8 protein-coding genes and 1 pseudogene are annotated in these 7911 nt (G+C 37.8%); 3 read left to right on the top strand and 6 right to left on the bottom strand.

The window, feature by feature from the left end; translation table 11 throughout:
- Positions 1–281: 281 nt before the first annotated feature.
- Positions 282–1064, bottom strand: coding sequence for a diacylglycerol/lipid kinase family protein (locus tag KTHG_RS10990; protein WP_255512440.1), 783 nt, complete (start codon positions 1062–1064; stop codon positions 282–284).
- A gap of 107 nt (positions 1065–1171) precedes the next feature.
- The gene (locus tag KTHG_RS10985) at positions 1172–3196 is read right to left on the bottom strand and encodes a DEAD/DEAH box helicase (RefSeq protein WP_139993527.1); all 2025 of its coding nucleotides are present in this window, start codon (positions 3194–3196) and stop codon (positions 1172–1174) included.
- A gap of 190 nt (positions 3197–3386) precedes the next feature.
- On the opposite strand from KTHG_RS10985, the gene KTHG_RS10980 reads away from it, so the two are divergent.
- Positions 3387–3836: a universal stress protein gene (locus KTHG_RS10980; protein ID WP_126991869.1), complete on the top strand. Its 450-nt coding sequence runs from the start codon at positions 3387–3389 to the stop codon at positions 3834–3836.
- Between the two features lie 56 nt (positions 3837–3892).
- The gene (locus KTHG_RS10975) at positions 3893–4330 is read left to right on the top strand and encodes a universal stress protein (RefSeq protein WP_126991870.1); all 438 of its coding nucleotides are present in this window, start codon (positions 3893–3895) and stop codon (positions 4328–4330) included.
- A 34-nt stretch (positions 4331–4364) separates the two neighbouring features.
- On the opposite strand, the gene KTHG_RS10970 is transcribed toward KTHG_RS10975, so the two are convergent.
- The 4 genes from KTHG_RS10970 to KTHG_RS10960 all read right to left on the bottom strand — a co-directional run bounded on the left by KTHG_RS10970 (position 4365) and on the right by KTHG_RS10960 (position 7379).
- Positions 4365–4820, bottom strand: coding sequence for a hypothetical protein (locus KTHG_RS10970; protein ID WP_139993525.1), 456 nt, complete (start codon positions 4818–4820; stop codon positions 4365–4367).
- A 210-nt stretch (positions 4821–5030) separates the two neighbouring features.
- Positions 5031–6002, bottom strand: a complete 972-nt coding sequence (brnQ, locus tag KTHG_RS10965) for a branched-chain amino acid transport system II carrier protein (protein WP_255512439.1) — start codon at positions 6000–6002, stop codon at positions 5031–5033.
- Positions 5972–6373, bottom strand: coding sequence for a branched-chain amino acid transport system II carrier protein (locus tag KTHG_RS21870; RefSeq protein ID WP_255512438.1), 402 nt, complete (start codon positions 6371–6373; stop codon positions 5972–5974). Before KTHG_RS21870 ends, brnQ begins: the two co-directional genes overlap by 31 nt.
- Positions 6374–6401: 28 nt before the next feature.
- Complete coding sequence (locus KTHG_RS10960; RefSeq protein WP_139993523.1) at positions 6402–7379, bottom strand: proline racemase family protein; 978 nt, start codon at positions 7377–7379, stop codon at positions 6402–6404.
- Between the two features lie 249 nt (positions 7380–7628).
- On the opposite strand from KTHG_RS10960, the pseudogene KTHG_RS10955 reads away from it, so the two are divergent.
- Positions 7629–7911, top strand: a pseudogene (locus KTHG_RS10955) (proline dehydrogenase family protein); the annotation flags it as partial.

The raw sequence follows: 7911 nt of genomic DNA, 5'->3' as shown, positions 1-7911 counted from the left end.
AACACCCCTTTTCCAGACGAAAAAGGGGTGTTTTTTGCTGTTTTTTCATGAGCTTTTAATAAAAAAAGCGTTGTCAACGCGCAAATTATTTGTATAAAATACGCTACTTTTTTGTTATTTATCGACGACTAGGCAAATTTCCACTAAAAGGTTGTGTCTTATCCCCTAAGGCTGTCGCTTACTCATAAATATGTCGTATCTAAAAGACGCTTTCTGAAGTTATCCACTATTTTTCTTAAAAAATAGAAAAGATAATCGATTATGATGACATGCGACATTTTCTATTGACGTTTACCATATACCGTAATATGTTTTGGCAAGATAGAGAAATGTGCAGGCAAATGCTCCATCATATCTCCATCAACATTAAGCTGAATGCCCGATGGTCCATTAATCGTCATTTGATGCGCTCGAAATGCATGCACATCTTTATCATCTCGGAATGTTCCAGCAGCAATTTTCGTCATCAATTTCGCGATTGTTAAAACAGAGCCAGATTTCACAACAAACCCATGTAAATAGCCATCATCTACAGCGGCCTGATCCGCAATTGTAGACATACCTCCTACAGAATTTGTTAGCGCCACTAATACGAGTAAAGACTCCTCTGAAAATTGTTGACCGTCTGCGTCAATATCAAAAGAATAGGTTTCGTGTTGAAATGCTGCCTTTGTACCTTCCCATGCATACGCAAGCGAGCCAAGCATTGATTTTTGCTCACTCGATACATTGCCCACCGAGTCTGGCAATGAACCGATTGCTACAACATTTGTAAAGTATCGACCATTGAGCTTACCAATATCCACCTCTACGGATGGACCACCAATGCAGGCAATTGCTCCTTCCACATCAAGTGGAATGGACAATGCACGTGCAAAATCATTTACTGTCCCAAGAGGTACGACACCAACCTTTGGACGATATGTTTGTTCGGCTAAGCCATTAATACCCTCATGCACCGTTCCATCACCTCCAACAAGCACCACTAAATCTAGTTGCTGCTTGCAAGCTTCTTTGGCAAAGTCCGTTGCATCGCCTTCCTTTTGTGTTTCACAAACCGTCACCTCATAATGTGCTAATTGTTTTTTAATTGTTCAATACAAGATGTGCCTTGCTCTTTGCCTGATGTTGGATTTATAATAATCATCGCTTTTTCCATCGCTTTTCGCTCCTACTCACTACTTTTTTTAAAAATGAACGTTACTGTATTACCGCATTTCATTACGTCATGTAACTCATCATAAAAGCTACCTCCCTCAATTCCAGATAAATGACACCATGCTTTCGTGCGTAACAACGCTATAAATAATTCATTGCGTAATAATTGATTCCGTTCATCCTTTGCAAGTTTATCAATACCAACAACATACAGCATATATGCCTCATGCCCGCGAGCTCGCTCTACAGTTGATACCGTCACAGCTCCAGGTACGGAAAACGTTTTATCATCTGGAATATGTGTCGGCACGCCACGTTCTGCTAGCCCCGTTGCTACTTCTTCTAACAATTTCTCATCTTCGCCAAAGACGAGCACTGCGATATGCCGCGTACAATCGAGCTCATCTTCATGTATATTTTGCTGTAGACGCTTCGCTAAATCGTCAAGCTCCTGTGGACGTGAGGCATGCGTTTCAAGCGTTACTAAATCGCCATCCCATAGCTTAGGCACACTATTTGGTGAATGCTCTGGTGGGCGATATAACACAATTTGCTCCCCTTCCTGGAACACGCCCATCCGCACTTCGTAACCTAAATGTTGCCATGCATCCTTCGTCGTAATGCCAGCCAACATTCCCTCTTTTCGCAGTAGTCCCATACCGATTGTGTGCGCCGCAACGATAATCGGTCCAGGTGTACGATAGCAGCGATGCATAATATCACTTTTTAACAAGCCACCCTTATGCATTCCTGTCACAAAATGACGAAATGACGGCTCCTCGCCAAATAAATCGCGTGCGGTCGGTGTCAACATTTTGGTTAAATCCGTACTCTCATCGTACGCCCAAATTAAACGGCGATTTACCTTCTCATTTTCAATTGGCTGTACGAGCTGATAAGCAAGCCAGTAAAACGCTTGTTTATCCTTATAACGATACTGCTCGTCTGATACAAAGCATTCGCCTTCATCGATTAATAATGCATCATATAGTTGTGTAAAAATATACACATTGCTTAAAAAGTCTGTGCATAATGCGCCAACTAAATCGCTATCCGATGTAATATGCTGCTGCTTTTTCAGTAATTGTTGTGTTGGTGGCTCATAGCTATGCGCTTCACAAATTGTCGCAAAAAAGCCATCATCACCGAAAAATGATTTTACCTGAATATGTGATTTTGCTGTCTCATAACTTACCGCATCATTACTAAAATAACGTAGCCAATGGTCGATTTGGTCGATAATCGTTTCTTGCAAATGCGATGAAAAATATACAAAGCCAATTTGCCAATCTGGATATTTCAAATGCATATGCGCTGCTTTTTGACACTGTACAACGGTTTTCCCTGTTCCTGCAATGCCGCGAATACGCTGCTGTCCTGGTGGAATAATTTTACCCAATTCATTTTGCTTTAAATCTACTTCCTTCGCTTGCTTTGATAACTCATAAACCACTTCATAGCGTGTGCCGGTCTTCGTTGGTCGCTGTTCGCGCTCACGTAGGCGAATACCATGTAATAACGACTGTACTAATAAAAAGCGCTCGTCATTAAATCGAGCACCTTTTATTTGATATTCAGCATCTTTCATCGTTTGCCATAGGCGGTTAGGTGTCAGCTTATTGCCGAATATAAAATGCGCATCGTCCATGTCATGTTGTGCAATATGCGGGACGACTACAAAGGACTTACCGTGTATTTTATTTTCTGTACGTGGATCTCCTCGATTAAAGACTTCCATTAAACTTTCTAGCTGTATTTGAGCACGCTTTTTTTCTTGTCGTAATGTCGCCGCATCTACTTCACCTGTATGCACATGCAACATCAAAATGCCTTCCTCTCGGTCAATAATTAAAATATCCGGTTGTTCGAATGTATCTTCTATTTTTGTATATAAAGGAAAGCGCCAATAACTTTTGCTATCGCGCTTTGCAAAAATTTCTTTTATCGTTTGCCAAAGGAGCCAGTCATGTGAATCCTTTGAACGTTCAAGACGTTCCATCTCAATAAAGCGTTCCATCATGTTGTCACTATTCTTCACGTAGATCACTCCCATTCTCGATATTAATTACCCTATACCCACATTTCTTCGAACAAATACGGGTATAGACAAGGTAAGGAGGAATTGACAATATTCACCTTATTCATTTTTGTGCCACAAGTGCCAGTCAATGTTTAAAGCGCTTACAAAAGTGCTATATAAACAATAAAACTAATAGGGAGGGTTTCACATGTATGAGAAAATCATGGTTTGTGTAGATGGAACGGAAATGTCGTATAAGTTGTTTGAGCAAGCAATTGTTGTCGCCGGACGTTATGATTCGGATGTCTATTTAGTACGAATTATCGATATGCGTGCTATCCCCTATATGAAAAGTTATGCAGCAATGACCTTTGATCAAATGACTGAGGATGCGTATAAAAAATGTCAGGAAGTTGTCGCCTCCTACAAAGCAAAATCCGATACACCTGAACGCTATGACCGCGTCAATATTATTGTCGAAGCAGGATCTCCTCGAAAGTTAATCACACCGAAAATTGCGAAGGAAATAAATCCTGGTCTTATTATTTGTGGGGCACGTAGTCCGAAAAAAGGCGCAGAACGCTTTGTTGGCAATGTGACGATGCATATTTTAAATACGGCAAAATGCGATGTGCTTGTCGTTCATCCAGATTTGTAAAAAGTTGTCGATTCCCCTCCCCGCACCATGTATACTAGGTGTAGGGAGGGATTTTTATGTATCAACATATTTTAGTTTGTATTGATGGCTCTGAAGTATCACCACTCGTTTTAGAACACGCAATTGACGTGGCGGGGCGCCATACCGCAAAAATTCATGTGGCGAATGTCGTGGATACACGCAACTGGCCTAGCTTTGAAAATTTAACACAGACAGAAGAACAGTTAAAACAAGCAGCACATGCAAAGGCCGAAGAAGCGGTGAAACAATTCATTGAAAAAAGTGGTTTACCAGAAACACAATTTGATGTCATTGTCGAAGCCGGTTCTCCGCGCTCGATCATCACAAAAAAAATCGCCAAAGATGTTGGTGCCGATCTTATCATTATCGGTGCATCAAGTGTCCGTGGCTTAGACCATCTTGTTGTCGGTAGTGTCGCAAGTGCTGTCTTACGCACCGCGACTTGTGATGTACTTGTTGTACGTCGCCCGTAAGAAAAAAGAGACTTCCAAAATTGGAAGTCTCTTTTTATTTTGCTGAAAAATAAGCGATTGTCGTCTGAATCGCACAATCAATATGCCGGCGATAATCGGTTGTCGTTGCCACATTATGACCTAGCACATGCGTGACTAATTTTTGCTCCTCATAAACGACATCCGTACTATCTTGCACACCTTGTGCCTCAACCGCTAATAAATAATAATCTCGCTGCATATTTTTAGCGATTAATTGCTGAACAGGCTGCAAATCCCTCAGCAAACGGTGAACCCAGATGAGCATTTCATAGGCAATGAAATACGCAAGAATATACGCGAATTTTTCATTTACAGCAAACGGACTTCTCATCCAAAATTGCTGTAAAATCTTATTCTTACGCAGTAAATCCAGCGTATAAATATTACACGCAAATGGCATTGTTTTTTGCACGTCATAGCATAGACCAAAGCACTCTTCATTAAATAGGAGCCATACTTGAATTACCACCGCATAGCTATTAAGAAAATTGAGAGAAAGCGGCTTTGTGACATCTTATGCTATTAAAACCTGTGCAGCAATTTGCTGAAATTTCTGCAAAACCGCATCACCTACCACAAATAATGCGTGTTGAACCGTCAACTGGTCGTGCATATCATCACCTTTTCATTCGTAGTATGTTCTATACTACAGGAAGTGAAATAAAGTGCGAAATAAATATTAAGATACAGTTTCTGTATTTTCGGATGGTTTTTTTGAGCGTAAAATCAATCCAACTATAAATCCTATAACACCTGTTATAATCCATCCAGCACCATTTGCAAAGAGTGGTACAAAAGCAAATGTACTATTAATTGAATCTACTGCAATATTAGCGTCTTTTAAAGCATCCAAAATAGCAATAACTGAAACGCCAATAATTGTACAAATATAAACAATTTGAGCACCGCCAAATAGTTTGTCAGCAAACACTAATATGATTAACGCGATAGCAATTGGATAAAGTAGCATTAAGATTGGTGATGCCATGCTTAGAATCGTACTCAATCCAAAATTGGTAATAACCAAACTAACCGCTGAAATCACAATTAACCATTTTTTATACGAGATAGCTGGTAAAATACGCGCAAAGTATTCTGCTACAGCTGCAAGACATGCAACATTTGTTGTAATACCTGTTAAGAAGATTACAACACCAATTAAATACAATCCAAATTGTCCAAATAACGCTTTCGAAGCCAGTGCAATTAATTCGCCACCGTTTTCCTTATAACCAATAGCATCAACACTTGATGCACCAATCCAGGCCATTGAAACTTGTAATAAAATTAATCCAACTAAAGTAACAATTCCAGCTTTAATAAATACAGATGAAACTTCTTTCGCAGATGTGATACCTAATGCATCAATTGATTTAATGAAAATACCTCCAAAAACAAAAGCCGCTAAAACATCCATCGTAAAATATCCTTGTGTAAAGCCACTTAAAAAAGCTCCTGTAGCTGTTTCATATCCAGCGCCAGCTACGGGTTCATGAATTTTACCCATTGGTGTAAAAACTGATTTAGCTACTAAAATAATTAGCAATAGACCAAAAACAGGAGTAATTAATTTCCCTAATCTATCAACAAATTTAGATGTTTCCCATGATAGATAAATAGTTAAAATAATAAAAATAACAGAAAATAACAATAAAAAATTGTATGATTTGTAGAAGACGGTAATAATTGCCGTACACCAATTTCGTAAACAACACTAGTTGTACGAGGAATAACATATAGTGGTCCTAAAGCTAAAAATAAAGCTACACTAAATATTACTGCAAACAAAGGATGTACACGACCTGCAAGTTTTTCTACAGTCCCACCAGCCTTTGTTAGTGCAATAATTGCTAAAATAACAAGCCCTACTCCTGTAATCAAGAATCCCGCCATAGCAATAGCTGTATTTGTTCCTGCCTCTTGACCAACAACAGGTGCAAAAATTACGTTTCCTGCCCCTAAAAACATTGCAAATAACATAAAGCCAATAATGACAACTTGGATATTAGATACTTTGTTCATATCCATAACCTCCATATATTAAAATAATTTATACTGAGAAACCAGTTGTATATACATCATGCGCTTGTAGTACAAAATTATGTTCTCCTGTAATCCATGCAGCTCCTGTAATTTTTGGAATAATTGCTGGATACTTCCCTACTGTTGTTTTACCAATAATTTCTCCTGAAAATCGAGATCCAATAATACTTTCCTGAATAATATGATCACCAATACTTAAATCTAATGTTGATAGCTTTGCACAAGTTCCTGTGCCACATGGTGAACGGTCAATTTGGTTATCTCCAAATACAACAACATTTCTGTAATGATTGCAACCTATCTCTTCTGTAAATTCAATTAAATCTACCGTTGTAATAGTTGGCTTTTCCGGGTGAACCATAGATAACTCATCATTCAGAATATTTCGTATTTTATGAGCATAATACATGAATTTATCTTTATTTTTAAGTTCTATTTCTAAATTCAACTGAGAAGATTTTACTATCCCAAAAAAACTTCCACCAAAAGCTACATCAACTTGAATAAGGTGTTGATCTACTTGTAGTTCATAATTCTTAATAAAAGAAAATGAAGGTACGTTAATAAAAGACACACTTTTTACATATTCTTCTTCATAATCAACGTGGCATTCAATTAGCCCAGAGGGTGTATCTACATAAACTAACTCTTTTTTAGCAATCAACCCCTTTGTAATACACATCGTAACTGTACCTATCGTGCCATGCCCACACATATTTAAATAATCTCCGGAATCCATAAAAATAACACCAATATCGGCTATTGGATTTGTGGGCTCCACTAGAATTGAACCAAACATATCTTTGTGACCTCTAGGTTCATTCATAAGTAATTGTCGAATATGATCATAATGCGTTCTAACAAAATCTTTCTTTTCCATCATTGTGTCTCCCGTAATACTTGGAAATCCACCTGTAACAATTCTTGTTGCTTCTCCCATCGTATGAGTATCAACTGTTTTTATTTCTAAAGTGTAATTTTTCATAAAAAAATGTCTCCTTTACTTTTTTTACAAAACATACTCCGTATCATAAGTTAAAAAAATTATTTTGAAAAGCTATTTTTTACAATAAAATCTTTTTAAAACTTTTTTCTCTACAAAAAACCTTTATTTTCTAAGGTATTTTTAGCTTTTTTTAAAATTATAGTTTTTTTTCGGAGTTGCTTTTTTCAAAGAATCATTATATTCTACGAATTAAAATTCAAACTTTTTACAGAAAAGGAGCAATTACCTATGAACTTAAGAGACTTTTTTTATGATTTATCAGAAAATCAAACACTTAATAATCTTGCACAGCAATACGGATTAAAATTAGGTGCACAATCCGTGGTCGCAGGTACAAACATCCCTGAAACCCTAGAAACGATTAAACAATTAAATACCCAAGGGATTGAAACAACAATTGATAACTTAGGGGAATTTGTACATGACCGCGCTGAAGCAACAGCAGCAAAAGAGCAAATTTTAGCAGTCGTAGAAGCGATTCATGCGAGTGGTGTTCAATCCCATATTTCAA

Source organism: Kurthia sp. Dielmo (assembly GCF_000307285.2).
Classification (GTDB): Bacteria; Bacillota; Bacilli; order Bacillales_A; family Planococcaceae; genus Kurthia; species Kurthia populi.
This window is presented reverse-complemented; position numbering and strand designations above follow the sequence as displayed.

Coding starts and splice junctions, on each gene's coding strand:
- KTHG_RS10980 (WP_126991869.1), top strand. CDS start 3,387: ATGTATGAGAAAATCATGGTTTGTGTAGATGGAACGGAAATGTCGTAT.
- KTHG_RS10975 (WP_126991870.1), top strand. CDS start 3,893: ATGTATCAACATATTTTAGTTTGTATTGATGGCTCTGAAGTATCACCA.
- KTHG_RS21870 (WP_255512438.1), bottom strand. CDS start 6,373: ATGAACAAAGTATCTAATATCCAAGTTGTCATTATTGGCTTTATGTTA.
- KTHG_RS10960 (WP_139993523.1), bottom strand. CDS start 7,379: ATGAAAAATTACACTTTAGAAATAAAAACAGTTGATACTCATACGATG.